The sequence below is a fragment of the Paenibacillus suaedae genome (assembly GCF_032337355.1).
In the GTDB taxonomy this organism is placed as follows: domain Bacteria; phylum Bacillota; class Bacilli; order Paenibacillales; family Paenibacillaceae; genus Paenibacillus_B; species Paenibacillus_B suaedae.
The window spans coordinates 300,408-326,100 of record NZ_JAVYAA010000005.1; the positions used below are offsets into that span (position 1 = coordinate 300,408).

At 44.6% G+C, this 25,693-nt stretch carries 22 protein-coding genes and 1 pseudogene; 6 read left to right on the forward strand and 17 right to left on the reverse strand.

Features of this window, described 5'->3' with window-relative positions:
- Window positions 1-15: 15 nt before the first annotated feature.
- Both RQP50_RS20850 and RQP50_RS20855 read right to left on the reverse strand, forming a co-directional pair.
- The gene (locus RQP50_RS20850) at window positions 16-723 is read right to left on the reverse strand and encodes a DNA alkylation repair protein (protein ID WP_315746610.1); all 708 of its coding nucleotides are present in this window, start codon (window positions 721-723) and stop codon (window positions 16-18) included.
- Between the two features lie 156 nt (window positions 724-879).
- Window positions 880-1,716: an AraC family transcriptional regulator gene (locus RQP50_RS20855; protein ID WP_315746611.1), complete on the reverse strand. Its 837-nt coding sequence runs from the start codon at window positions 1,714-1,716 to the stop codon at window positions 880-882.
- A gap of 131 nt (window positions 1,717-1,847) precedes the next feature.
- Between RQP50_RS20855 and RQP50_RS20860 the strand changes: the two genes are divergently transcribed.
- On the forward strand, window positions 1,848-2,825 hold the full coding sequence (locus RQP50_RS20860) for a Gfo/Idh/MocA family protein (RefSeq protein WP_315746613.1): 978 nt from the start codon (window positions 1,848-1,850) through the stop codon (window positions 2,823-2,825).
- Between the two features lie 19 nt (window positions 2,826-2,844).
- Complete coding sequence (locus RQP50_RS20865) at window positions 2,845-3,633, forward strand: TIM barrel protein (protein WP_315746614.1); 789 nt, start codon at window positions 2,845-2,847, stop codon at window positions 3,631-3,633.
- Between the two features lie 155 nt (window positions 3,634-3,788).
- Here the strand turns inward: RQP50_RS20865 and RQP50_RS20870 are convergent, their stop codons facing one another.
- Window positions 3,789-4,847 carry an ATP synthase beta subunit C-terminal domain-containing protein gene (locus RQP50_RS20870; RefSeq protein ID WP_174811160.1) on the reverse strand — a complete coding sequence of 353 codons (1,059 nt, stop codon included), beginning with the start codon at window positions 4,845-4,847 and terminating at the stop codon, window positions 3,789-3,791.
- Window positions 4,848-5,368: 521 nt separating this feature from the next.
- On the opposite strand from RQP50_RS20870, the gene RQP50_RS20875 reads away from it, so the two are divergent.
- Both RQP50_RS20875 and RQP50_RS20880 read left to right on the forward strand, forming a co-directional pair.
- The gene (locus tag RQP50_RS20875) at window positions 5,369-6,205 is read left to right on the forward strand and encodes a MerR family transcriptional regulator (RefSeq protein WP_315746615.1); all 837 of its coding nucleotides are present in this window, start codon (window positions 5,369-5,371) and stop codon (window positions 6,203-6,205) included.
- Between the two features lie 69 nt (window positions 6,206-6,274).
- Window positions 6,275-7,414, forward strand: coding sequence for an agmatine deiminase family protein (locus RQP50_RS20880; RefSeq protein ID WP_174809551.1), 1,140 nt, complete (start codon window positions 6,275-6,277; stop codon window positions 7,412-7,414).
- Between the two features lie 82 nt (window positions 7,415-7,496).
- On the opposite strand, the gene RQP50_RS20885 is transcribed toward RQP50_RS20880, so the two are convergent.
- From RQP50_RS20885 to RQP50_RS20950, 14 genes and pseudogenes are all read right to left on the reverse strand, one after another.
- Window positions 7,497-7,811 carry a cupin domain-containing protein gene (locus RQP50_RS20885; RefSeq protein ID WP_315746616.1) on the reverse strand — a complete coding sequence of 105 codons (315 nt, stop codon included), beginning with the start codon at window positions 7,809-7,811 and terminating at the stop codon, window positions 7,497-7,499.
- 40 nt (window positions 7,812-7,851) lie between these two features.
- Window positions 7,852-8,376: pseudogene (locus RQP50_RS20890) on the reverse strand (ABC transporter substrate-binding protein); the annotation flags it as partial.
- A gap of 143 nt (window positions 8,377-8,519) precedes the next feature.
- A complete protein-coding gene (locus RQP50_RS20895; RefSeq protein ID WP_315746617.1) occupies window positions 8,520-10,076 on the reverse strand; it encodes a hypothetical protein in 1,557 nt (518 codons plus the stop codon).
- Between the two features lie 241 nt (window positions 10,077-10,317).
- Complete coding sequence (locus RQP50_RS20900; protein WP_315746618.1) at window positions 10,318-11,007, reverse strand: lysoplasmalogenase; 690 nt, start codon at window positions 11,005-11,007, stop codon at window positions 10,318-10,320.
- Window positions 11,008-11,172: 165 nt separating this feature from the next.
- Window positions 11,173-12,021, reverse strand: a complete 849-nt coding sequence (locus RQP50_RS20905) for an AraC family transcriptional regulator (RefSeq protein ID WP_174809545.1) — start codon at window positions 12,019-12,021, stop codon at window positions 11,173-11,175.
- A 224-nt stretch (window positions 12,022-12,245) separates the two neighbouring features.
- Window positions 12,246-13,514, reverse strand: a complete 1,269-nt coding sequence (locus tag RQP50_RS20910; protein ID WP_315746619.1) for a cytosine deaminase — start codon at window positions 13,512-13,514, stop codon at window positions 12,246-12,248.
- Complete coding sequence (gene codB, locus RQP50_RS20915) at window positions 13,489-14,769, reverse strand: cytosine permease (RefSeq protein WP_315746620.1); 1,281 nt, start codon at window positions 14,767-14,769, stop codon at window positions 13,489-13,491. The genes RQP50_RS20910 and codB overlap by 26 nt, the downstream gene beginning before the upstream one ends.
- A 334-nt stretch (window positions 14,770-15,103) precedes the next feature.
- Window positions 15,104-15,457, reverse strand: a complete 354-nt coding sequence (locus RQP50_RS20920) for a thioredoxin family protein (RefSeq protein WP_315746622.1) — start codon at window positions 15,455-15,457, stop codon at window positions 15,104-15,106.
- Between the two features lie 140 nt (window positions 15,458-15,597).
- Window positions 15,598-16,728: a hypothetical protein gene (locus RQP50_RS20925; RefSeq protein ID WP_315746623.1), complete on the reverse strand. Its 1,131-nt coding sequence runs from the start codon at window positions 16,726-16,728 to the stop codon at window positions 15,598-15,600.
- Between the two features lie 710 nt (window positions 16,729-17,438).
- Window positions 17,439-18,212: a GMC family oxidoreductase gene (locus RQP50_RS20930; protein WP_315746625.1), complete on the reverse strand. Its 774-nt coding sequence runs from the start codon at window positions 18,210-18,212 to the stop codon at window positions 17,439-17,441.
- 225 nt (window positions 18,213-18,437) lie between these two features.
- Entirely contained in the window at window positions 18,438-18,881 is a 444-nt protein-coding gene (locus tag RQP50_RS20935; protein ID WP_174810225.1) for an SMI1/KNR4 family protein, read from the reverse strand.
- Between the two features lie 70 nt (window positions 18,882-18,951).
- A complete protein-coding gene (locus tag RQP50_RS20940; protein WP_394358421.1) occupies window positions 18,952-20,166 on the reverse strand; it encodes a hypothetical protein in 1,215 nt (404 codons plus the stop codon).
- A gap of 244 nt (window positions 20,167-20,410) precedes the next feature.
- Window positions 20,411-20,854: a cell wall hydrolase gene (locus RQP50_RS20945; RefSeq protein ID WP_065291060.1), complete on the reverse strand. Its 444-nt coding sequence runs from the start codon at window positions 20,852-20,854 to the stop codon at window positions 20,411-20,413.
- 127 nt (window positions 20,855-20,981) lie between these two features.
- Window positions 20,982-23,111, reverse strand: a complete 2,130-nt coding sequence (locus tag RQP50_RS20950; protein WP_315746627.1) for a methyl-accepting chemotaxis protein — start codon at window positions 23,109-23,111, stop codon at window positions 20,982-20,984.
- Between the two features lie 279 nt (window positions 23,112-23,390).
- Between RQP50_RS20950 and RQP50_RS20955 the strand changes: the two genes are divergently transcribed.
- Both RQP50_RS20955 and RQP50_RS20960 read left to right on the forward strand, forming a co-directional pair.
- Window positions 23,391-23,939, forward strand: a complete 549-nt coding sequence (locus tag RQP50_RS20955; protein ID WP_315746628.1) for a DsbA family oxidoreductase — start codon at window positions 23,391-23,393, stop codon at window positions 23,937-23,939.
- Between the two features lie 169 nt (window positions 23,940-24,108).
- Complete coding sequence (locus tag RQP50_RS20960) at window positions 24,109-25,554, forward strand: alpha/beta hydrolase family protein (protein WP_315746629.1); 1,446 nt, start codon at window positions 24,109-24,111, stop codon at window positions 25,552-25,554.
- Window positions 25,555-25,693 lie beyond the last annotated feature (139 nt).

The following is a 25,693-nucleotide window of genomic DNA, read 5'->3' on the forward strand; positions in this document are numbered from 1 at the left end:
CTCAAGATTTAAGAACTAACACCTTACATATTTCCGTTTGAAGCCGATCTGCCCCTTCTCTACCGCCTTTTGAATATTCACGGATGCATTCAAGAACTTGCTCTTTCCAGAATCGCGATTGACCTCCACCGGGCCCACTTCCTTTGCGATCTCGACTGCCTTATCATGAAGCGGCTGATAGGATACTCCCACGGTGTAGATAAAATTATTCATCGCGTACTTCGCACGTTCAGGAGCATCATGAATCGTATTTTTCACAAGTCCCAGCATATCGTCAATTTTGGCTTCAGAGAAATCACTGTCCGGGCGATTTCCGAGCATCCAGCAATAACAGCTCCAGCCTGCTGACATTTTAAGCTCTATATCGCTTGCAATCCATTTATCGGAGACTTCCTGCGCAATATCTGTCTCTGCCAGCGTTACGGCCACCACATAATCTGATAGCATATAGAAATAGGCTTGATCAATCCACCGCTCGAAGTCCGCCGCAGTCATTGCCTCAGGATCCGCGATCACCCCGGCAAAGTACATGGCGTCGTAATTCCCTGTAGCATAGAGCTCCTCGGCTAATGGCTGATTGCGTTTTATTTTCCGGAAGATAGGCTTCATCTGACCTGTAGCTACTCCAAAAAGCGGCTCATGCGCGCCATTGGATAGGTATATTTTCTTGGTGCGTTCCTTGCCGAGAGCATCAAGCTCTTGCATGACCGTCTCTAGATTCATGATTCATACTTCCTTTGCAATAGGCTGTCTTACGGAATAAGCTCTTCTTCACTTCAATATATCATAAAGCAGCCTGGATCCAATGAAATCAGAAAGAGAACTATCTCATCCGTTATCGCTGGGACTTGTACAGTATTCCCCATTATTTGGATCCACCTATTTCCCATATTGCGCTCGAAACTGTAGCGGCGTCATACCGGTCACTCGACGGAACGTATGGACGAAGTGACTATCGCTTTGGAAGCCCACAGATGCAGCAATCTCCTTCACAGTAGGGCATCTCCCAGAGAGGAGCATATCCTTCGATTTCTGAATGCGGAATTGCAGTAAATATTGATAGGGACTTATTCCCCAGCTCTTGCGGAATAACGTATTCAAGTATTGCGGACTGACTTGCAGCGTATTCGCCATCCGCTCCAGCCCGAGATCAGGGTTCCCGTACGTTTCTTCAATAAGCAAATATAGAGGCGCTAGCCTCTCATGACCTTCAGATAAGGAGGGTTCACTGCCAGCTTGTCCGAACTGCTTGATAAGCGTCAGGAAGGTATATACCTCTAGCGAACCGTTAACCCCGGCAAGATCGAAGCTATGATTGCATTTATGATCGTATTGCTGGTGGATTTCTGCGAGCGGTGAATCGGCACCCCAACTCAACGGCTTCATGTGTTGAAGATCAAGTGACGCTGTGATGGGATTGGCGAGCGCCCCGTCGAAGGTCATAAACCATGTTGACCAGATGCTAGTTTCCGCACGATAACTGTGGCTTACGTTCGGCTTGAGCAAGATGCCCTGATTCGGATACAACTTCACCGTTGTGCCGTTCACCGAGAATTCACCGACTCCCTCTACCGTATGCAGCCAGTGGAAAGCGTGATAGCCATGTTCCCGATAAATGGATCCCTGGTGCGTCATCAAGCCGACACTGCCTAGGTGAAGCGGCAGCCCCCGGTCACGCTCCGTTGTTATGAAATGCCTGCCATAGCTGATGTCCATAACCGCTCCTCCAGTTTCATTTTTTGATATTGAAAGCGTTATATCTGATATTTTATAACGGACTGGGTTCGATTAGAATAACTTACAAAGTTGATATTTATTATATCCTTGAAACGGGAGTGATCACGATTATGACGGTGAAGCTTGGATTTATCGGAACCGGAGGAATCGCCAATCATCATATCCGCAGCTTAGCTCAAATCGAAGGCGTATCCTTGACTGCATTCTACGATGTTGACCTTGGCCGTGCACAGAAAGCGGCTTCAGAGCACAATGATGCGAAAGCGTACGCGAAGCTGGACGACATGTTGGACGACAGTAAGCTCGATGGCGTCTACATTTGCGTTCCACCGCTGGCCCATGGGGATGCCGAACAGCAATTAATCGAACGGGCAATCCCTTTTCTAGTAGAGAAGCCGATCGGCATCAACCGCGACACCCCCGCCGCCATCAGTCAGGCGATCAAGGACAAAAATTTGATCACGTCCGTCGGGTATCACTGGCGATACAGCGAAACGGCACACTTAGCTAAGAAGCTGTTGGCTGAGAGGACTCCCGGCATGGCACTCGGATACTGGATGGGCGGAATGCCGATGGTGCCTTGGTGGAGAGTGATGACAGGATCAGGCGGACAGTTCGTCGAACAGACGACGCATATCGTCGACATGCTTCGCTTTTTGTGCGGCGAAGTGAACGAAGTATATGCCGCATACGCGCTTCAAGCAATGGGCAAGAAAGTCGAAGGAACCGATGTTCCCGATGTCGGGACGGTTACGATGAAGCTTGCGAACGGCATGGTTGCCACCATTTCCAACACCTGTATGATGCCCGTTGGCCACCACGTCGGACTCGATATCTACACGGACGAAGGTGTGCTCGAGGTGCGTGACACCTCATTGAAGGTGATCGAGTCGGAAGGCGTCCAAACCCACGGAAATACGATTGATCTCACTATCGCTGAAGATGAAGCGTTCATCCATGCGATCCGTACTGGCGACACCTCCCGCATTAAGTCCAATTATGAAGATGCGCTCCGAACTCACGAAATTACGATTGCAGCCACTGAATCTGCCGTCTCCGGCAAACCTGTATTGCTTGGTTCATTCTAGTGATTGGAGGGGATCGACTGTGAAGTTCTCATTGTGCATCGGCGCTTATAGCGGGAAAGATGTCATTTATCATTTGGAGAAAATTAAGGAGCATGGCCTGCACGGATTGGAGTATTATTCGTGGTGGAATCTTGATGATCTGAGACGAATCGCGAAGGAGCAAGAGCGCATCGGGGTTGGCATCAGCGCGACATGCACGAAGTTCTTCAATCTAGTTGATGAATCGTTCAGGGACGATTACATTGCCGGGATACGTGAAACGATTGAAGCGTGCAAGATTCTAAACGTCACTTCAATTATCTCCCAGACGGGCAACGAGCTGGAAGGCGTGCCTCGCGAGATTCAGCGCTCCGCAATGGTGGAGACGCTCAAACGCTGCGCGCCGCTACTCGAGGAAGCCGGAATCGTCATGGAGGTGGAACCGCTCAACGGGCTCGTCGACCATTACGGACATTTCCTTCAGCGCTCGGATGAATCGGTGGAAGTGATCGATCGAGTAGACAGCCCGAACGTCAAGCTCGTCTTTGACGTCTACCATCAGCAGGTCACGGAAGGCAATGTCATTCGCAACGCTACCAATTATATCGACCGAATCAATCATTTCCACATTGCAGACAATCCAGGCCGCAATCAGCCAGGCACAGGCGAGCTAAATTACGTGAATATTCTGCGCGCGATTAAGGAAACCGGCTTCTCCGGATTCGTCGGCCTGGAAGGCGGCTATACAATCGACACCGACGAAGCGGTGGAGCAATTTAAGCGGGACATTGTTACGCCAGTGTTCGGAAGCTTGCAGTCATACGCATAGCGGAATCGGCACGAACCTTCCCCACACTTTAATTTTCGACGTCATTTATGGTACGGCTCTCCGCGCTGTCTGAAACGGCAAGTTTTTTCACTTCAAAATGAGAGCAAAGTGGGCCAGTCAAAAATGACTGGCCCACTGTCCTACCCTAATCAAGATTACTGCCTAACCTCCAAACGACCTCTAAAAAATAACTCCGATGTTCCAACCTGATCCAATTCACCATCTAATATCCGTTTAACATCTTCCAATGTTTCATAAAGAGTCAACCATTCACCTGTCTTCTTAGTGAACGGTTCGGAGACAAAAAAGGGTTGTGCAAGAAAAGATTCAAGCCTCTCCCCCCGATTGTAAAGTTGCAGATCTAATTCAGAAATTTTGTCAAACCCTTGTGTTGTCACAAGTGATCTCAATTCTCGGTAACGGCGAAGTAGTTTTCGAGCACGTTGTTGAGTCGAAAGGTGAACAGCGTCTAAATGTGCTCCTTCCAGGACTGTAGATGTTGACGCAATGGGATCAATCGCTGGGTAAATGTTGCGGCTAATTAATTCTGCGTCAAATTTCCAGAGTGTGTCCAAAGGACCGTACGCACCTTCATCGTCGACAACCTCACATTTTGTGTCGACAAGAGCAATTGTAATTGGTCTAGCCCCAACCTCTTTAAGACTCTCTCGCAAAGACAACAACTCACCGGATAATACCTTGCTCCGATCAACCCCGAGGAGAATATCCTTTTCTTCACGAAGATTCACAATGCGTTGATATACTTCATCTTTTGTTGTGTGATTAAATTCGGATTGTGCTTGCACATGGTTGATGCCAGGAGTATCAGAGCCCGGATCCCAAAAGACAGTTGCAAATCCCCGTCTCTTCATTCGAAGCATAAATTCCGCTAATAACACCAACTGACCCATGTTTGGTCTTGCCACAAAGCCAACCGTTCCTCCACGCGCGACCGGAGCAAGTAAATCCAAGGCTTTGATCCCCGTCTCAATCATTCGCACTCCACTCCCCCTGATAATGAGTTCATCAAGACTACATCCTGCTAAAGAAGCAAGGGCTACCAAAGTTCTAACTTCAGCTCGACCAACTGGTATTTTCCCCGTACAAAGATTGGAAACAGTCGCAGCTCTAAGCCCAGCTTCCCGTGCTGCAGAAGTAAGATTGGGAACTCGACGTCGCAACAGCGGAACGTTAAGCTGTAACTCTTCATCCATATTTTAACACCTCCTTACTCTGTATAGTAAATTAAATTACTCTATAAAGCAATATCATGTAACTTGAAAATGTGAAAAAAATTTTCCCACCCGCAGACTCAAATTGAACAATGAGCTTTTCAGATATTTATTATTTTTTTGAAATCTAAGACAGCCTTTTCTAGGGGGTGTGCATTTTGAGATTAATTAAGATTCAGCAGGACATTGACACGCTGCACCGCGCGGAAGAACTGCCTACTGCGCTCCTCGTCCAAGTAGAGAACTACTTCAACCAGGTTATATGACTATGGAGCTATCGGCTTACAATCACTTGAAAAAGCCCCTGCAAGATAAATCTCACATGGGGCTAGTAAATTTTACAGCGAACCTTCAGGATTGCGCTTGATATACATAGCGAACCATGATTTGGCATATATTTTCATAACTTTCTCAAAATGATTTGCTTACCTTTTGATATTTGTATAAATTTCAGGTATTAGAATAACATAATGGCGAACTGCCCAGCGAAGGAAGAGAGTAGTATGTACACGATCAGCAGATTTTCTCAGCTATGCAAAATGAGCGCACGCATGTTGCGACACTATGATAAGGAAGAACTCTTAAAACCAGTACATGTAGATACAACGAACGGGTATAGATATTATGAGGGAAGTCAATTAGAGACGGCATTATGGATCAAGAGACTGAAAGAATATAAATTCTCCCTACCGGAAATTAGAACGATCCTCCAGACACCAGACAAGGAAGCATTGACCAGACTAATTCACTCAAAAATCGATGAATTATCTAATGAGATGAATAGATTTAAACTGATTATCGCCGAAATGCAGGAAATGATTGAAGACAAGGCGGATCTAGTTCCAGTAGAGAAAAGATCTTATGATGTCCTGCTCGGCATGAGAAACGAGATCCGAATCCTAAGTCAACGGGTTCAAATGAAATTGGATCACATGGATAAGTATGTTGATTCCCTATACGGAAAAGCGGAAGAGCGTAATATTCGCTTGCTGGGTGTCCCATCTGCTAGTTTTCTCGATGAAGAATATACCCCTGAACACAGCGATATTGAGTTGATGATCCCGATCGTGCATATGAATGACGAAGATACATCTTGTGATTGGCAGATTAGGACACTCCCCAAAACGTTCATTGCTACTACCTTGCATATTGGAAGTTATGACTATATTGGATACGCGCATATGGCTCTTGAAGAATGGTTGGAAAGCAACGGCTATGATTTGGATGGGTCGCCTTATGAAACCTACTTGAAAGGCCCAGAATGTGATTGTCCTGTGGAAGAGTATGTGACACAAGTCTGTTTTCCCGTCCTCAACAAAAACAAAACCATAATGGCTTGACCTTGACACAATGTCAAAGCTTATTCTACTACATGAGAAAGCAACTAGAGAAGGTAAGGGGATTTGAACATGAATAAGATGATTGCAATGTGCACTGGAGCAGTACTAACAGCTGGGATTTTATTAGGGTGCACGCAAAGCAAAGCTGATGAGGGGCCAACCATGAACAAACAAAATGCAAGCCACTACACCATGCCTGATGAGAGCAGCAAGCATGAAGGCACTTGGTTGCAATGGCCGCACAACTTTACCTATGGCAAGGGTCATAAAGAAAAACTGGAATCCATTTGGATCGAGATGACAAGTGCTCTAAGCGAAGGGGAAAATGTTCATATTATTGCCTACGATAGATACGAAAAAGAATATATTTATGATCTTCTGTATGAAGAGGGCATCAATATGGACAAGATCGATTTTTATATTATTCCTACGGATGATGTATGGGCAAGGGATACGGCTCCGATTTTTGTATACGACAAAGATAACAATCTTAAACTTATGGATTGGGGCTTCAATGGATGGGGCAAGAAAACCCCATACAAAAAAGATGCCGCCATTGGGAACAAACTAAGCAAACAGTTGGGAATGGAGAGAATCAACCTAAATGATGTTGTGCTGGAAGGCGGCGCATTTGAATTAGATGGTAATGGTACATTTTTATCAACGCGCAGTGCAGTTACGAATAAGAATAGAAATCCTAAATTATCAGAAGCAGAAATTGAGGAAGTAATCGAAGAAAATCTTGGCGCTACGAATTTTATTTGGCTAGATGGTGTGCCAGGTCTAGATATTACGGACTTCCATATTGATGGTTTTGCTAAATTTCATGATAAGTCCACACTGATTACAATGAAAAAAGAGGACTTGCAAGAATGGGGCGTCTCCAATAAGGATATTCGCACATTGATGAACGCTAAGAATGCATATGGCAAACCTTATAAATTTGTGTATTTACCGATTACCAAAAACAATGTCGTGCTAAATAGCGGAAAGAAATTGGGTTACAGAGGTTCATATATCAATTATTACATTGGAAATAACGTTGTATTAGTACCAAATTATCATGATCCGAATGATAAAATCGCAAACGCTGCAATTCAGAAACTATACCCTGACCGTAAGGTTATTGGAATTGACGTGAGAGAACTTTATAAAGATGGTGGAATGATCCATTGTGTGACACAACAACAACCCGCTGATGTAAAATAATTGCGCTTGTCTGTAACGACAAGTTTTAGGGCCAACCTTAGCGGATGGCCCTTTACTCTGTTTATTTCTTGTGACTCAAAACTTATCCTGCCGCTTTGGGCTCTATCAACATGATATGGCATTCCTTTTCGGTGAAAGGCTTATGCTCGGCTCCCCCTGGGACAATAAACATCTCACCCTTAGAGATTTTCACCTGACCATCACGAAAAGCAATGAACATTTCCCCTTCGAGCACAATAAATACCTTATCGGCACCTTGATGCTCGTGCCATATAAAATCCCCATCAATTTTAACAAGCTTGAATTGATAGTCATTTAATTCAGCAACAACTTTTGGAGACCAGAGATCGTTGAATGCAGATAGCTGCTCATTCAGATTAATAGCTTCGTAATGCATATGAATCCCTCCTTGATTTTAATGATATGCTCTCGACTTTTTAGAGTTTATGTAAGGCATTTGTTATATTTCGCAAAGCGTATTCGATAGCTAATGGGCCACCAGTAATAGCGGAACTATCCATTAAATAGACATTTCCCTTCTCTACGGCATTCAGTTTATTCCATACATTACTTTGTTTTAAGTCATTCATTAATGTTTCCTTTTTTGTAATGTCACCTATAAGGAAGATATGGTCTGCTTGAACCGTTGAAATTCCTTCAAACGTATTAAATTTATTAATAGAACCTTTAAATGTATTATCTGGTGTAAGTCCCAGTCCCTTTTCTTTGTCAAACGCAAGTGTATAGACAGGATTCCCTTCACCTAGAACATTAAAAGTCTTTCCATCCCAAGACAATATAAATGCTACTGACTCTCCTTGAATCGTCTTTAATGCTTCGCGCCCCGTTGTGATTTCTTTCATCATTTTATCAATAACTTTTTCCGCTTCATCTTCTTTACCAATAATCTCGGCCACTGTACGGAGTCCATATTGCAAATTTCCATAAATATCCTTGTTTTTATCATTTCTATCTCCACATTATTGATAACGATTATCATTGTCAACATGTTTGGGCAATAAAAATGCCGCTGCCCGGCAAATGTTCAAACAGCCGGGTAACGGCATCCAATTGTGATGCTCTCACAAACAGGGGGGCGTAAGAATTAAAAATCGCGGAGCTGGTCGGTATATTCCCACAGCGCATGTTCATCAATTTCGAGCTGATTCGCCCGCAATTCCTCAACAATCCCGGATACAAGTGGAGTCACAGCATCAAAAATCTCCTCCCGTTCCTCGGTATAAATAAACACCTTGCGCTTGTCGAGTTTGTTAAAACCTTCAATATAGGTAGAAAAGATGTGTTCGAGCTGCAACTGCACGTCCTGGGATGACATATCACCTGTTTGCGCCTGAGCTGCAAGCTCCCGTAGTTGCCCGCGTATTTGTTTGTACAGCGAAGCAGCTTTTTTCGCTTGCGCAGGTGTAATTCCTTCCCGACCGTCCCACGCCCGAAATGGATTATCGAGATTGTCGGCGAGCCATTCTGACTTGCGCGGTTGACGAATGTACAAATCCAGACCTTGCTTGGCTGCTTGCTTGTAAGCTTGCTTGATCGTCTTAGCAGCATCATCCGGTAAGCTGGTCATCCATAACGTGTGCAGCTGCGGCAACTGATCCGGGCGTGGGAATTGATCTCCTGAAAAGCCAAACATGTCTTTTGTCGTGAACATTTGAAGTTGTTCGAGCTTGTACAACTGCTCTATTCCACGGATATAGCCTGGGTTGCCGCCCACATCCAAGCTCTGTAGCCAAGGAAACCTATCGATGACGTCTCCTAAATCGATGTCATCGACAGCGTACAGAACCAGCTCAGACAAATGCTCGAGTCCCAATAAGCAACTGTAGGAATTCACTGCCTCGCCATTCAGTTGAAGCCTGATGCCGCGCCCTTCCCGTTCATGCTTAATATGAACATCATGCTGCAAACTTCCCCCAAGTATGATCTGGTTCATGTCGTTAGGCAAAAGCAGCTCATGGATGTTTGGTGGCTTTATTGTAATTTCTGTGATGAGCGTGTGCTGCAAATCGATCCTTTCCACTTCTGCCTCGAGATCTATTTCCAGCTTGTAAATAAAATCATGAGTCCTTACATAGTTCTCCAGTGCAGAACTCCAATCGAAAACCTTCAAGGATGTCAGACAAGGCAGACGATCCAATTCTGTGTAGTCAGTTAGATCCGGAACCTCATCCAGAGAAATGGATCGAAGACCCCATGGCACCATGACTCCAGCTATTTCTACCTGCTGGCTGCAGTCCGCCTTACTGGCCGCTTTGAAATTATGCCGTTTGTTCTCTGGAATGCGTTCCCACTGCAGCTGACGATACTGCCTGTTCTCGCGATCCCAGTCTCCGTAACTTCTCGGTAGCTCATGTACAAGGACTTCAAGATTCCCAATATAGGTATAGTTCGGAGGAATCGGGCCTTCACTAATGAGATGATCCAGCTCATTCCAGAAATAATAGTTTAATTCAAGTGGCTTTACCTGTTTCAACTGATCAATGGAAGGTAGCTCCCCTCCGGTCCAATGCAGCATCAATGCGGCATAACTGTCTTCCTCGTCTGGTTGATTTGCTGGCACAATATGCGTAATCTGGCATGCAACATAAGCATTCAATAATGAATTCCAGAATCCGAATACGTCCCCTGGTTGTATCGTCATGTATTGCTCCTTTCCGTGTTCATGCGATCAAGGGCAAGTCGAAGCCAAAGTAGTGCAGAGTCCCCGTCCTCTCCATTTCTCATAACAAATCATTGTAATAGTCCTCAGCCTTCAACATCATTATACTATAATAATGGAAAATATTATCTGCCCGCTGCAAACCTCTATACCTTCCCCACACTTCAATCTTCGACGTCATTTATGATACGGTTCCCCACATGTCATGTTTAAAGCGTTCCACCTACATCCTCACGACGCGACCCTTCGATAACTGCTTACCACCGAATACATTCGCAATGCTGCCCGCAATAAACAACTGCGCAGCGAAGTAGGTCAGCATAATCCAAAAGCCTGACGCCGGCACGGCGCTGACGAACTTATTCCAGGCCAGAATCGAGTCCGACACGGCGAACAAAATCGCCCCGACCGAAGCATGCCAGTTCCGGCTCATGATGGCGGTCCAGCACATGACTGAGATGACACTCACGTAAACGGCGACCGACAGCAATAAGTCGCTATTATCGCTGTTCGCCATGATCCCATTGTGCAGCTGCCAACCGATAAGCCACGAGTATAAGCCGATTGGTATCACGCACACCAACGTTAACAACGAAAATTCCCAACGCCTTATCATGGCCGCTACATAAAACAGATGCCCTACCAAAAAAGACAACAATCCGAGCATAAACCACTCATTTCCGTTGTTCAGCAGCAACGCGTCACCAACTATGCTAAAAACCAATCCAATCACGACCAAAACCTTATACATCTTCAACTTGTCCGCAGACGGCGAACTGACTGCGAGCACAATGATCAGCACCATCGGCAGAAGCTTGAAGACCCAGTTTAGTACGCTACTGTTCAAGGACAGCGTTGCCAAGTGAATCACACCTGTTACGATAATTGCAAAAACCAGCCATTTCCGAAGCATAAATCAAGTCCTCCCCATCATTTTGGGTATTTGCTTGAACTGATTCTGACTGATACGTATGCCTATTTTCGCGTCCACATTACTCAACTGGCTGTCTGATGCGACTGCGGTGCTATTATGAAAAAAAGCCCTTAAGCGATATTAAGGGCTAGATATTCATCTACGTTATTTTTTCTTTACTGGTATCCAAATTTCCCCAGTAACGTGCCCTTTCATTCCATAATACATTTCGAAGCTAGGGCCTTCAACCTGTTCGTATTCAGAAGTCGGAAACCATTCGGTATATATTCGTTCCCATAGTGTTTGCAAATCACATTGCGGTTCCGGGAAAACAGCCCATGTTAATGCCGGGACAGAAAGCTTTGTGAATCTCTCCGGAATTTCAAGCCCCTTAGGTAAGTGATAACATATCATATACTTGAAATATTCCCCGCCTTGATCATATAAAGCAGCGTGCAGTATGGTGTTGCTAAAACGACCCAGTAATTCGTTCATAAGAACAACACTGCCATCATTATCACATTTTTCACGGAATTCAGGTACTTCAGAAAATGCTGTCTTCCTGTCCGAATTCACAAGACCATAAACTCCAAACATCTCAAAAGACTCTTTTTGTTCAATTCGGTAATTCATTTCGATATCTCCTTTGATTGAAATATGAAAGGACATTCGAGGATAGGCTTTTAGAGAAACACCTTTATCGCGCGCAGATATCGGCATGATCCCATGAAGATTCTTAAACGCCCGCGAAAACGCTTCTGGCGATTCATATCCATATTTCATAGCTACATCAATAACCTTTGCATCTATTGTCTGCAGTTCGAATGCGGCCAACGTCAACCGTCGACGTCGTATGTACTCAGATAACGCGACTCCCGTAATAAACGGAAACATTCGTTGAAAATGATAGGTAGAGCAGCAGGCTCTCTGCGCTATTTCATCATAGGAGATATGGTCTGCTAGATTTGTTTCGATATATTCCATGGCGTTATTCATCCTATCTAACCAATCCATCGTGTTCCCTCCCTTCAAGATACATGTTATCGGAGATAAGAAATGAATACCGTGCATTTCCTGCACGAAAAAGTCAGCCTGTCGAAGATAGCATCTTTTGACCACAAGATATACATCAGTATATAAAGACAGAGCCACTCCTGACAATGGAGTGGTTTCTCTGAATTGAACTTCTCTTTTCATGATAATAAAAAAGAAGCAGACCCTAAGGCCTGCCTCTTATTTTACTTTTGAAACGTAACAATCTCACTTACACTGCCCAGCTTCACGCTCGTCTCGCTCGGTTTAGTCTCGGCAATGATCTTACCGTTACGGAAAGAATATCGTACCGCAGCCTGCTTGCGAATGGCCTCATACTCATTCTCCGCATTCAATACGATAAAGTTGGCTGGCTTCCCTGCCTCAATCCCGTATTTATCCTCAATTTGCAGCGTAGTCGCGCTGTTCTTCGTAATCAAATCGATGCTGTTCACGATCTGCTCATAGCCCATAAGTTGCGAAGCATGAATCCCCATATGCAGAACTTGAAGCATATTGCCTGTCCCAAGCGGATACCATGGGTCAAAAATATCATCATGACCAAAGCACACATTGAGTCCTGCTTCTTGAAGCTCTTTTACCCGTGTTAATCCTCTGCGCTTCGGATACGTATCAAAACGTCCTTGCAAATGAATGTTCACAAGTGGGTTGGATACAAAATTGATCCCCGACATCTTCAGCAGACGGAACAGCTTGTACGCATACGCATCATTATAGGAGCCCATCGCTGTTGTATGGCTGGCCGTTGTACGTGCGCCGATGCCGCGTTCGTAAGCTTCCTTGGCAACTACCTCAACGAATCTAGACTGCTCATCGTCAATCTCATCACAATGGATATCGACGAGACGATCATATTTTTCCGCCATATCAAATGCGATTCTCATCGAATCTACGCCATACTCGCGTGTAAACTCAAAGTGCGGAATGCCGCCTACCACATCGGCCCCCATTTTCATAGCTTCTTCAAGCAGCTCTACTCCATTTGGATAGGAGAGAATACCTTCCTGTGGAAAAGCAACGAGCTGAAGATCCACATAAGGAGACATCTCCTCCTTCACTTCCAGCATCGCCTTAAGCGCTACTAGAGTAGGGTCTGTCACATCCACATGGGTTCTCACATGCTGGATGCCCTGAGCGATCTGCCACTTAAGCGCAGTCTTCGCTCTCGTTTTGACGTCCTCTACAGAAAGAGTTTCCTTCCGCTGCGACCAGCGCTGGATGCCTTCAAATAGAGTACCGCTCTGATTCCACTCTGGCTCCCCTGCTGTTAAGGTTGTGTCTAAATGAATATGCGGCTCAATAAAAGGAGGAAGCACCAGGCTCCCGTTCACATCAATGACCTCATGTCCTTCTGTGGGAAGCGGACTTTGGGTAATCTTCTTGAATGCTCCATCCACAATCTCGATATTCCATAAACCTTCACGACCTCTAAGCTTCGCTTGTTGTATAATCACTGTTCATTCCCCTTTTCTCGTTTACGTTAAACTGTTTTTCCGGGAAACACTTCATACCTATAACATACAGCACAGCTGTACCGATCAAGCCATTAATAGGCGGGATGCCAGGGACGAACTGAGCAATCAGAATACCGCCGATCCATGCCAATATCGCAATCCAGTTCACGGATTTGAAGCTCATTTCTTCGAACTTCTTATAGGAGCCACGGTTCAGAATATAGAAGTCCGCTAGCAGAATTGCACCAATCGACGGCAAAATCGAGCCAAGTACCGTCAAGAAGCCTACGAAGTTATTGTACAGCCACATCGCCATGATCGTACCTACTGCTCCATTAAAGACAACAATGATGTTCTTAGGCAGCTTTGTAATATTGGCAAAGCCCAGACTGGATGCATACAGCGCATTTTCATTCGTCGTCCAAATATTTAACCCTAGCACAATGATAGCCGGCATAATCAGGCCTTGCAAAAACATAACATCTGAGATATCCGCTTTTCCATATACAATCGCGCCTACTGCTCCAAATAGAAACATCAACGAATTTCCAAGGAAGAACGCAATGACTGTCGATACAACCGCTGAACGAGTCGTTTTTGCAAATCGTGCAAAATCCGGTGTTAGTGTACCACCACTGATGAAGGAACCGATACAGACGGTCAATGCTGTAGCAAGACCCATCATTTCCTTCGGCTGATAATTCATTAATTCTTGCAATCCGCCTGCTGTTGAAGTCGCTTCGAAGACTGAATAGCTTCCTAATATCGCAATCGACGGTACAGCTACGATGCCGAGTATCGCCAATGCTTTAATTCCATAGATCGCGGTCACCGTCATTAGGATTCCTGCAATCGCAATCAAGACGTACACGTTCATTCCCGTTACTTTCTGAACTGGAACTGCGAACATCGCCACCCCTACACCAAACCAGCCTACCTGCGTAAAACCTAGCAATCCTGAAGATAAATAGGAACCTTTCGTGCCAAATGCATATTTCGTCAGCAAGTGAGTCGATAAACCCGTCTTGGCCGCAATATACGCAAGCGCTCCTGTATAAACGCCCAAGATTAGATTCCCTGCCAGTACAATTCCGATAAAAGCACTGAACGTTAAACCATTTCCTAACGCTCCGCCTGACCACATGCTTGCCGAGAAGAACGTAAATCCAAGCATTACGGCGAGTATTTTCCAAAATCCATTCCGATGTGCTTGTGGTACAGGTTGCAATGAGAATTCCAAATCCACTTTTTCCATTATCCATCCTCCAGATCGTCTAGATACCGAGTATGCTCAAGCAGATGGAACAGGCGGGAATGATCGATGGCTTTCAGGAGCAATAAAAAAGGCTTATTGCCCAGTTGCCCTGACAATAAGCCGTTTACGATCGCAGTAAAACAATAGGTACACGTGCATATACACACGTATCCCTATAAAGATCATACATTCCGCTGTCCTTGTCAGCCTCACGGGACTGAATTAAAGGTATCTTATTAAATTGTCACTATTATAAATAAATATATCAGTATCAACAAGTGTAAATATTGGAAGTTACGTAAGCTGCGACGGGCAGGACATCGATGATTGGCTGTCATTCCCCTCCAGAAGATGGTTTCGTCACTAAGTCATAGATTTTACGAACTTTTTCGTCCAGCAGATCCAGATGCACGATTCTCGCTTCACGTATATATTCTTTCCCCTCCACGTAAAGCAATAAAACGGGCGCGGTGAAAACAGAAAAACTCCCGGCAACCGCCGGAACTTCTTGAGCATTGATCGTCGCCAGTTGGATATCCGGGTATTTCGTCAATAATTTCTGTACCTGTGGCTGCAATCCATGACATACACTGCAGCCTGTCATGGTGATATAGAGAAATGATAATCGATGGCTCCTTATAAATTCATTTGCCGATTCGACACTTGTTAATTGCTCGAATTCTCCCATGGGTACCTCCAAGTATAAAAATTTATTATATTTCGCAAGGGGTGGGCTGTATTGGAATCCCCTGCTTAAGGTACGGTTCTCTGCGCTGAATGTAACGGAAAGTTAAAAAAAGAGTCCTGAAATTTCAGGACTCTAAGAAACTAATCATTTCTCTGCATGAATGACCAGAACATGCTTTCAATGGCGAGTTTCTTCTGCTCATCATCAACAGGAACTTCATTTAATCGTCCAAAGAATTGAAGCAAATTATACGTGTTGCTTGAAAGAACTTCAGCATATTTTTCTTTATACTTTTTGAAGGCTCTGTCACCAATAATATCAATAAGTTCTCTTCGTACCCGATATATGAGCAAATCGTTAACCTTCTGTGTTTTCATCAACTTAATAACTTCCACAGCATTTTCAACATGCTCTGGGAGCTTTTCAAGCTCCATCATCTTTGAAATTACGGAATTGATTTCTTTTCCAAAATGACGAATTCTAATAATTTTATCCAACACAATGGGAACTGACGTCCCATCCTCGTTTTGAACATGACATGTTGGAAGAAGCTCAACAGAATGCGTCTTTGCTTCTGAATTTCGAACCGTAAAGCCATACGAAACAATACCGATACCCGGAATTTTAAATACTTCTTCGGAGGTAAATTTAAGTGTCATCCGAGAATGTCTAATGTCCTGAGATGTTAAATTAAATCTGAATCCAAGCTTATCCAAAGCCCATATTGTACAGTAAAGCAGAATATGATTATCAATCTGCTGATACATCTCTGGTGAAGCAAAACAGCGTGCAATTCTTTGTCCATTCTCAACAACAGTTCGTAAAAGAACCTTTTTCTCAGCCAACTTCCCCTTGAACCAATAATTAAAGTTATGCTCCAACAGGGAAAAATGCTCATCAGGTTCCTTTAATAAAAAACTAGCGTACTTTCCCATGCTACATTCGGAAAATAACTGAGAAATAGCTTCATATGTCGTGATGAATGTTTCTTCAATACCTTTAACTCCAAGAAGTAGTTGAGTGTCTTTATCAGTATCTTTCTCAGTACCAATCAACTCAAGGTCTCCTAGCTGGATAATATAATCCTGCTTTGTCCAAGTTGTTTTCGGAATCAAAAGCTTGACTGGATTAACGAGACCATTAATCAATACAGTCTCCTTACTCGCTGCAAACGCTTCGCCGTCAACTTCTTCAAATACCTTTTGGTCAATTTCAGTACCTCTATCCAACAATTCTATAATCTCATTTTTTCTCAAATAATTTTTCAACAAAATCAATCCTTCCTGTTGTTTTGTGGGACAGGAAGAAATCCCCTATATGTACCCCCTAACTTTTTGCCGCTCTTACAAAATCCGTCTCATATTTCCGAACGAAAAGGCGAACATAAAATGAACATTTTATAATGGTACTATTTTATTCTTGCCTAGTATGACTGAAATCTGTTAGTATAAATTCATCGTTAATGGAAACGGATAATTATATTAAGTAAGTAATCTCAATGTCCCCACATTGAGAGACCTACCGAACGGACATCGGAAGACTCTGTCCCAATTTTATTGTATATTTTTCCTATGCTTAAAGTCAAAAAGGTTAAAGTCGCTATTCGGCGATTTTAGCCTTTTTTCGTCCAAATTCGACCAAATCCCTTAACTATTACATGTGGAATCTCCCTGTATCTTGTTAGCACTCCGTGTTATAGAGTGCTAACAAGATTTTTAAAAGTTTCCGTGCCCCTTCTATTTTGAGGGTTATTTCTATTCTCGTAGGATCTCATTACCCCGTCCCTTCCAAAGCGCTTGGATGCACCCGTGAAAGCCTTGCCCTGCAAAGAATCCTCCCGATCCCCTCCGAGAAACTTGCCGTCAATTGTGGTACGATCCAGCCTACCGGATCTATCGATAAAAACGACAAAAGAGCCGGCGCCGCCAGCTCTATCCGTCAACAGTATATTTGAATGCATTCCAGTCTGGCATTACACCTATTAATCTTCTAATTCGTCCTCAAAATCATCATCATCCAGCACGTAAGAACAAGAATTATGTTGAATAAAGCGTACGGCATTTAATCCTATCATTTGAGCAGCTAGGCTAGTATTGCCGTCCGGTAAAATAGGTGCGATCGAAAGATCAGCGACTTTAAGATTGGTTGTACCGAATACATCCAGCTGTCCGTTGACAACCCCATCTTGAACGCTTTTCCCCATCTTGCACTGCCCGCCATAATGATAGAAATTTGAATACGATGCTCTTACGAAATCACTAAGCTGCCGTCTTTTTTCTGCCTCATCGGTTATTTGGAAAAATGCCTCCGGCGGGTACACCACAGCTTTTATCCCGCTATTATTTACTCTAGCCTCTTGAATAATGTTGTACATATTAATATATTGATCCACCAAGAAATCCAGATCATTGGTTGCCTGTTGCAATGGGTTAAAGGAAAAGGACGGCAGTGCTTCGGGATCGCTGTGGGAGGCCATAATCGTCCCCTTACTCCGTGGATTAAGGTCTATAAGACCAAAACTCATAACATTGATTTGCTTATTTACTAAATCCAGCTCCCACCCATTGCTTGCTATATCTGAAGCTGGAATAAAGAGTGGTGCGGGGACTCCTAGAATTTGAAGGCGGCGGCCCTCCCCTACATTATCCTTATTTTCAGCTGTAAATGCGCCTAAAATAATCGGTTGATCAGGATCATCACCAACTACCGGTAGTATCTGTGATGTTAGGCGGAACACAGAATATTGCTGCCGCAACGGAGCAACAGTTAGCTTCTATGCAGGAGGTTACATCTTCTGCAAATATACTGTCCAGCATGGCAGAAGAACTCCAAGAGAAAATAAAGCAGTTTAAGTTGTAACAGGAGCAGAATGCTTAATTAGCGGTCTGACTGACCAGATAAAAAGAGGCTGTCCCAAAAGTAGATCAATCTACTTGAGGGATGGCTTCTTTGATTAGCATAATCTGCCGAATTCAACAAATTACCATTCATAAAAATTCTCTTCGATCATTTCCTCGAATGTATTGGCTAATAACTTGATCTCCCCGGTATCGTGATACCCGATGAAAACCTCTCCTGTCTGATTCATGAAAATCGGATCGCCGGATCCATCTATGGAAATGACATAACTGGTTCGTAAAACCTCTGCAAAGGGATGTCCCTTGAATTGCTCTCGGAACCCCAACGTCAAATCGACAACCGTTTCATTGCCGAGACTAGAGCCATTAGAGAATGCATGTATCGCAAGACCTGCATATGCTCCTCCAAACGTCTTGATAAAGTGTACGTAGTCCTCATGAAAGTTTACATTTAGCCGTTGCTCCGCACTAACAATTTCCTCTTGGCTTGCCGGAATGCCTACTAGTGTTTCATTATCTTCCTGATGAAGAAAAATCTTTAATCTCTCCATTAACGCATCCTTCATAGGTAATCCCCTTCTCAATAATTCCCCAGTTTAGTTCAGCAGTTGTTCCCCGTTTACCATCTCCTTTCAATCAGTAATCGCGAGCTGCATCGAACCAGCGCCCGACCATCTCCTCCGTTATAGGGTGGCCAATCTGGTGATCGGACTGGCTGAGTTGCCATACTGCTTCGCCAAGATCTTCTCTTTCGGTTGTTTCGATGCCTTTGAGGGTATTGAAGCGCATGGTGAAGGTGGTAATGGCTGCCTCGGCATCGGCAAGGCTGCGAGCCTGCGCCAAGGATGCCTGTGCAGCATTGTAAGCTTCGTTAGCCAGTTTGGCCAGACGTTTAGGCCAAGACGAGAACGGGCGGCCATATTCGCTCTCCCACCACTCAGGCTTTCGCAATTGGCTCACTGAAGCATAGCCGGCCCATGGGCGTGTCTTGGCGCGTGTTTTCACTTGCTGCCTTAAGCGCTTGCCCGCGGCCTCTTCCACATTGTAGGCGATAAATCCTTCAAGCAACGGCCACGTGTCCAAGGAGGGCATGTCCTCTAAATCAGACATGAAGCGCAGCTCCAGATTCGTTAACCGGGCATGACGAGCCAACAAGTCCATGTCGCAAAAGTTCCCCCATAAGCTCAGTGAGTCAAGATTGGGGAACCGGTCTAGACAGTCCAGCGATATGGGCTGTCCCAGCGGCGTGTTTTGCAGCGTCAGGCTCGTCACCTGGTGCAATTCACCGAGGTCGGGCAGTCTGAAAGGAGGATCATTCTTGCGTCGGCCGGTGCGCGGCGCCAGTGTCAGAGAATACGGCATATTTCCAGTGGCCGATAAGCGTAATAGATCGCCAGACACGCTCAGGCGGAAAGATCCCTTCGGAAGCTTCAAGCTCAGACGCTCTGCGGACTGGCCCAGCTCGATATGCAAGACATGCACAATGGACTGACTGGCATCCACCACCGTATCTGCAGACAGGATTGGAGCCCACGTCATCTCTTCAATAGGACGTGTCCGCGCCCAGTCCAAGAAGCCCGTGTCACTGCCTGAATAGTACAAAAATCGCGGCCAAGGCGAGCCCGCTGGCGTAGAAAAGGCATCGAATACGGTCCAATCGATGCGCGCGTCTGGCTCGACGTGAAGATCCACCCTTTTCCCCAGTTGCGGCGGTCCGATTGATAGGCTGCCCACGCCGGGCCGAAGGACAAGCGTGTGGCTGTGAGGGCCCGTCAGGTCAATGGGATAACTACCATCTTCTGTAACAGAATCAGAAGAGTGAGCTTGGTTATGAATTGGCACTTCCGTCATCCTTTCTTCTACCCTTGATTACATGTTTGATGCTCATTAGCTAATATAGCCCTATATAATTAGGTATCTTATTTTCATTATAGTGATCGATTGTCTTGAATCTACCTACTTATTACCTGAATTTTGGAAATGCGCACGATTCACTCCTTCATGAAAAAAAGGGTGTCTCTCCGTCATTTTAGGACTTCGAGACACCCTCTTTTGAACGATTCCACATCTTCTACATGCTCGCCCTACTATAAAATTAAAACGTATTGTATACCTCTTCACATTCTTCTGCAGTCGGTTCATAGAAACAGTGCTTCTTCCATCGTCCTGCGAGTGGCTGATTATACCAAGTGTCCGGACATGGTCCGGGATTCTCGAACGTTCCTGGACGGAAATACCATAGGGAGAATTTAGCTGGCCAACTCCGCTCCCCATTCACAGCCCGTCGCGCCAGACGCCGTTCCCTATCTCTTGCGTTTTGATAGTACAAACCATGTTGCAACGCTTCGAACGCATGCGGCTGGTTGATCATTTGGGGAATTGTCCGGATGCCTTTAAAATCAGAGCAATTCGCTCTTACTCGGTTAATGCCAACATTTCCAACAAGGAGCATGCCCTGTTCGCCTTCGGTCTCAGCTTCAGCTCGAAGCAATCTTGCCAACATATCAATATCCTGTTGCCTGGCTTTTACGACTGCCATTTGCTCACCTCTTTAGATTTCTCTAGACTCATCATATTGTAGGCGAAGCGGAAGTGTTACTCTGGCAGAAATAAAGAGCGTATCAATCAGGGCAACCTGAGATCGGTGCCCTGAATTACATACGAAATTAATTTATTTTAACGTCATCGCGCAATACAAATTTGCTTAAGTCATTCTGCAATTGCTGTGACATATCCCTTAACTCTTTGGCGGAAATTTGGATTTTCTCCGCGGAAACTAGTTGTTCTGCTGTACCTGTAGCCATTACCTCAGCTTCATTCGATGTACGATGAGAAATATCGGATACATCTGCAATAGAAGCCGCCACTTCCTCCATTCCAGCTGACATTTCCTCAGTGGTTGCGGATACGTCCTGAATTTGTTCACTTACAAGCTTAACCTCACTAAGAATGCAATCAATGGTCTCCTTCGTTCGCTCAATAGATTCCATTCCCATATTCGTCTCGATTTGTATCGAATCCATAGCGGATACCGTTGCTCCAACAAGAGATCGAATATCAATCAATAGGTCAGAAATGGATTTCCCAGAGCTTGATGTTTCTTCAGCAAGCTCTCCTATCTCTTGTGCAACTACGCTAAATCCACGACCATGCTCTCCCGCGCGTGCTGCTTCAATATTTGCATTTAAGGCAAGCAGCTTTGTTTGCTTTGCAATCTCCAAAATTGACTCTATAATTTGACTTATACGTACTGAATGCTCATCAAGCTTAGCTACAATCTGGGCAGAGTCGGCCTGAGTCTTCTTAATACTCTCCATTTGATCCATGGTTTCTATCAGTTGCTGATTCCCAATTACTGCATTTTCACTTGCGCGAATGGCAACCGAAGCAACCTCAGATGCCGCTTCCGCAACTCGTGTAATCCCAATCGCCATCTCATTCATTGCAGATGACGCTTCCACTGTCGTTCTCTTTTGTGAAGCTGTCCCATCCGATACTTTCTGCACAGAATCGGCAACTTTCTTCATATCCTGTATAGATTGATCTGAGATTCCAGTTAGTTGCTGGGAGGATTGAAATGTTGTTAAGGAAATTTGTTGATTTAAGCTAAGCACTCGATTCATCGATTTTTGCATTTCATTAAAGGCCGCACCTACAAGCTGCAGCTCATCCTTAGTATTCAGTACAATGTCTTGGGAGAAATCCCCCTTCGCCATCGACTCCGCTCTTTGCTTTAAGATACTCACTGTATCCATAACACTCCTAAAGAATGCTACATAAAATATGACTACTAATAGCAAGACTACTACCATGATCACTAATGTTACATTGCGCTCAGCAGTGTAGTCATCAATACGTTCTTGAAGAATATGATCTAATTCCATTATGGCTAGTTTGAATACCTCATCCGCTGTTGTGATCGCAACCGTCCCTTGAGTGAAAAAGGTATCAGGATTCATGCTCATCTCTTGCTTATGTATAATTTCTTGTTCAAGTAAAACAAGATAGTTTTGAATATTTTGTGCAACCTGCCCTCCCTTCTCAACCAGATTCACATTAATGTTACTCTGAGATTCCGCAATTTTGGAAAGGGATTTATTTAGACTGACAAGAGCAGTCTTACTCTCATATTCTCTCAGGAGTAGCTGGATTTTCAACTCATCCGTTAGTGTTCTCGATGCAAGAATACCATTGCCAGTTCCCCGAATAAAAGCGGAGTTTTCGATCAATGCAGGCAGTTCCTGAACGACCAGCCTCATCAAATAGTATGAATTAATTTCATTATCAAGTGATAATTCAGACTCATCGGCACTGCTGACAATAAGTTCTTCTATCTGCTCCACCAGTTTTGAATGACGAACAAAACTATCTGATGCCTTTAAGCTTTCATAAGAATCACGCAGTTCAATCCATTCTCTATGAATAGAAGCCCATTTTTCATATGACTGGGGCAGGTTTTTTTTCTGGAATTTTGTTTCGATGTTTTCAATCAATTGAGCAATTTCTTGTAGCTTCGCCTCAATAGCACTCTTTGCTTCTTTATTTCCATTCAAGTAACCATTAATAAGCCCACGTTGTTGTTGTACTTGTAGCATGAAGGGCATTATTTCACTGATCTGCTCAACCCCAGCTTGTTCGCCTTTGATGAATTTTATTTGAGTTTGCTGTGTCGCGTTCCAATTATATAGAAGGACTACTATTGGAATAATAAATAGTACACTGATGAGCATAAACTTTTGCCCATATTTTAGCCTCGATAGAATCGAAGTAAATGGACTTAATAATCTTTCTAACATACTTTCTTACCCCCATGATGTATTCTCTTAGATGTCCAGTATATTTTACCGATGAAGTTTACCAAACACTTGTGATAAATATCATAGCCAGCAACCTTTTCTAGCAGATAAATAGGATGAAGCCATTTCTCTTGAAACGCTGGAATGATGCTCACCCAGACATCTTTATGAAGTTGGTTTCCATTCATGAATCTTGCTGGAGTGTTAGTTATGCGCTAGACGCTGAAGTCATGGACGCGTTTTGCGTAATCATGTATGGATAAAAGCCTCGCCCCAGTGATGATTGTATTTAAAGTGATTCAGCAACATCATGGCAATACAGTAGCCTATGATTGCTTAAGACGATCGCGAGAAGCTTTATTCGCATTTAATCGAAATATCGCGAAGGAATCCGTCATGATTGACATCGTAAATCAGCTTGGACTGGATGGAGAAGCGATCATTCAAGATGCTGAACATCAATCCGGACAATCCTTATTGAATGAGGATTTTAGACTCGCTAGAAGCCTTGGTGTTCGAGGCTTCCCAACGATCGTCATGATCAATGAAGAGAATAAAGGAGCCAAAATCGTAGGTAGTCGTCCGTTGGAGTCTTATGTTGAGGGCCTTCAGCAAGTGTTAAATACGGGAGAAATTAAGCCAAGGCAACAACCATCACTTTCGAACTTACTTTCGCAAGAAAAGCTATTATTTTCTAAAGAAATTGAAGTGATGTATGAGATCGACAAGTCGGGGATCAACGCTTTTGTTGAAAAAGAACTTGCACCAGGAAGTTATGAAATAGGGGATCTCTTAGGGGAGTTCTACTATACAACAAAGAGTTCTTGATGGGGAACGTTGAAAATGAGCGAAAATAACCATTCCTCTTAATTTCGGTGCGTTTGCCATGTCTGCCCACGACATTCATAAAAAATTTATAATATTCCCCCTTTCATCTTTATAATTTTTTTGTAATCTGGAGCAAGTTCATATTTGTGGTAAAGGGAGGGATATCGGCATGAGGTTTTGGGAAATAGGCTTGATCGTTGTTAATTTTGGCCTGTTGTACTGGACGGTAATCGCGAACAAGAAAGGCGGACGGGGATGGTTCATCCCTTTAGGGATCGCCTACGCTTTGGTAATTGTGCAGATTGTCGTGGAAGGTGGACGGTGGGAGATGGTTCCGGCCTACTTGACGCCACTCTTATTGATGGCTTATTTCTTCATTAACAAGCGGAAGAAAGCCAGTAAAAGCCGGATTGCTGTTACCGTTCAAGCGATGCTATTGATCGTATATTTGTTGGTCTCGGTCGTGCCACCTGCGATGCTGCCAGTATTCTCGTTTGAACAACCCACGGGGCCCTATGCGGTCGGAACGACGGTTTATCATTGGGTTGACGATGAGCGGCGAGAAACATATTCGGATAACACTGCTGATAAGCGCGAGCTGATGGCGCAGATTTGGTATCCGGCCGCCAAAGGCGTCGGAGAAGAGAGAAGCCCATATCTCCGGAACGCGTCTAAGATGACGACAGCCATATCAAGCAAAATGATGGGTCTTCCGGCTTTTGTGCTAAGCCATCTAGGGTTGATCAAGACGCATGCTTTGGTGGAGGCTAGGCTCTCGGACTCGGAGAGCCGGTATCCGGTTCTGATTTTCTCCCATGGGATGAACGGGTATCGCAATCAGAATATGTACCAGCTAGAGGAGTTGGCCAGCCACGGCTATATCGTAATCGCTATCGATTATGCCTACGAAGCTGCTGCCTCCGTTTACCCTGACGGAAGAGTCGCCGTGAGTAAGACCGACCCTAACTTGACTTCGATTGCTCAGTATGGGGGGCATATCCCGCTTTGGACCAGCGACGCTGCGTTTGTGCTCAATCAAGTGGAGAGGCTCAATCAGAAGGATACTGCGGGTCGATTCACAGGCAGAATCGATCTTGAACGAATCGGCATGCTTGGACATTCATTCGGTGGAGCCGTTACGGTGCAAATGTTACAGAATGATTCGCGTGTGAAGGCTGCCCTTAGTATGGATGGAGGGTTTTATGGTCCGCCGGTTTCGGTCAAAGGATTCGGAAAGCCTTTCTTCATGATGTATTCAGACGAGACGTACAGCAATGTAATGATTTCTTACGATGATGTCGCCAAACAGTTAGGTGGGGTAAGCCGTGAAGCGTTCGAAGCCCCGAGGAAAGAATATATCCAAAAATCGGGCTATGCTCTGGCAGGCGGAGGGATGTCGATCCTTATTCCGGGTTCAAAGCATGCAAGCTACACCGATCTTGCGTTATTCTCTCCCCTGCTTGGCCTCAGCGACGAAAACCCACGGCGGGATCACCGCATCGTGAACGAATTCAGTGTTGCCTTCTTCGATCGGTATTTAAAAGGGAAAGACGATTCTGCGCTGCAAGTTCTGGCCGCCAAGTACCCAGAAGTGAATTTCAAGGTGAACAACTGATCCATAGCATCGATTCTTACGTCGCATGCTCTCCACAGTGACCCACGTTCTTTGGCGATGGGTTGAAGTTCTGCCCCCGCAACCAACTTACACATGTAGCTCGGCACATATATCAAAATGCCTTTAATCCACATTCAGC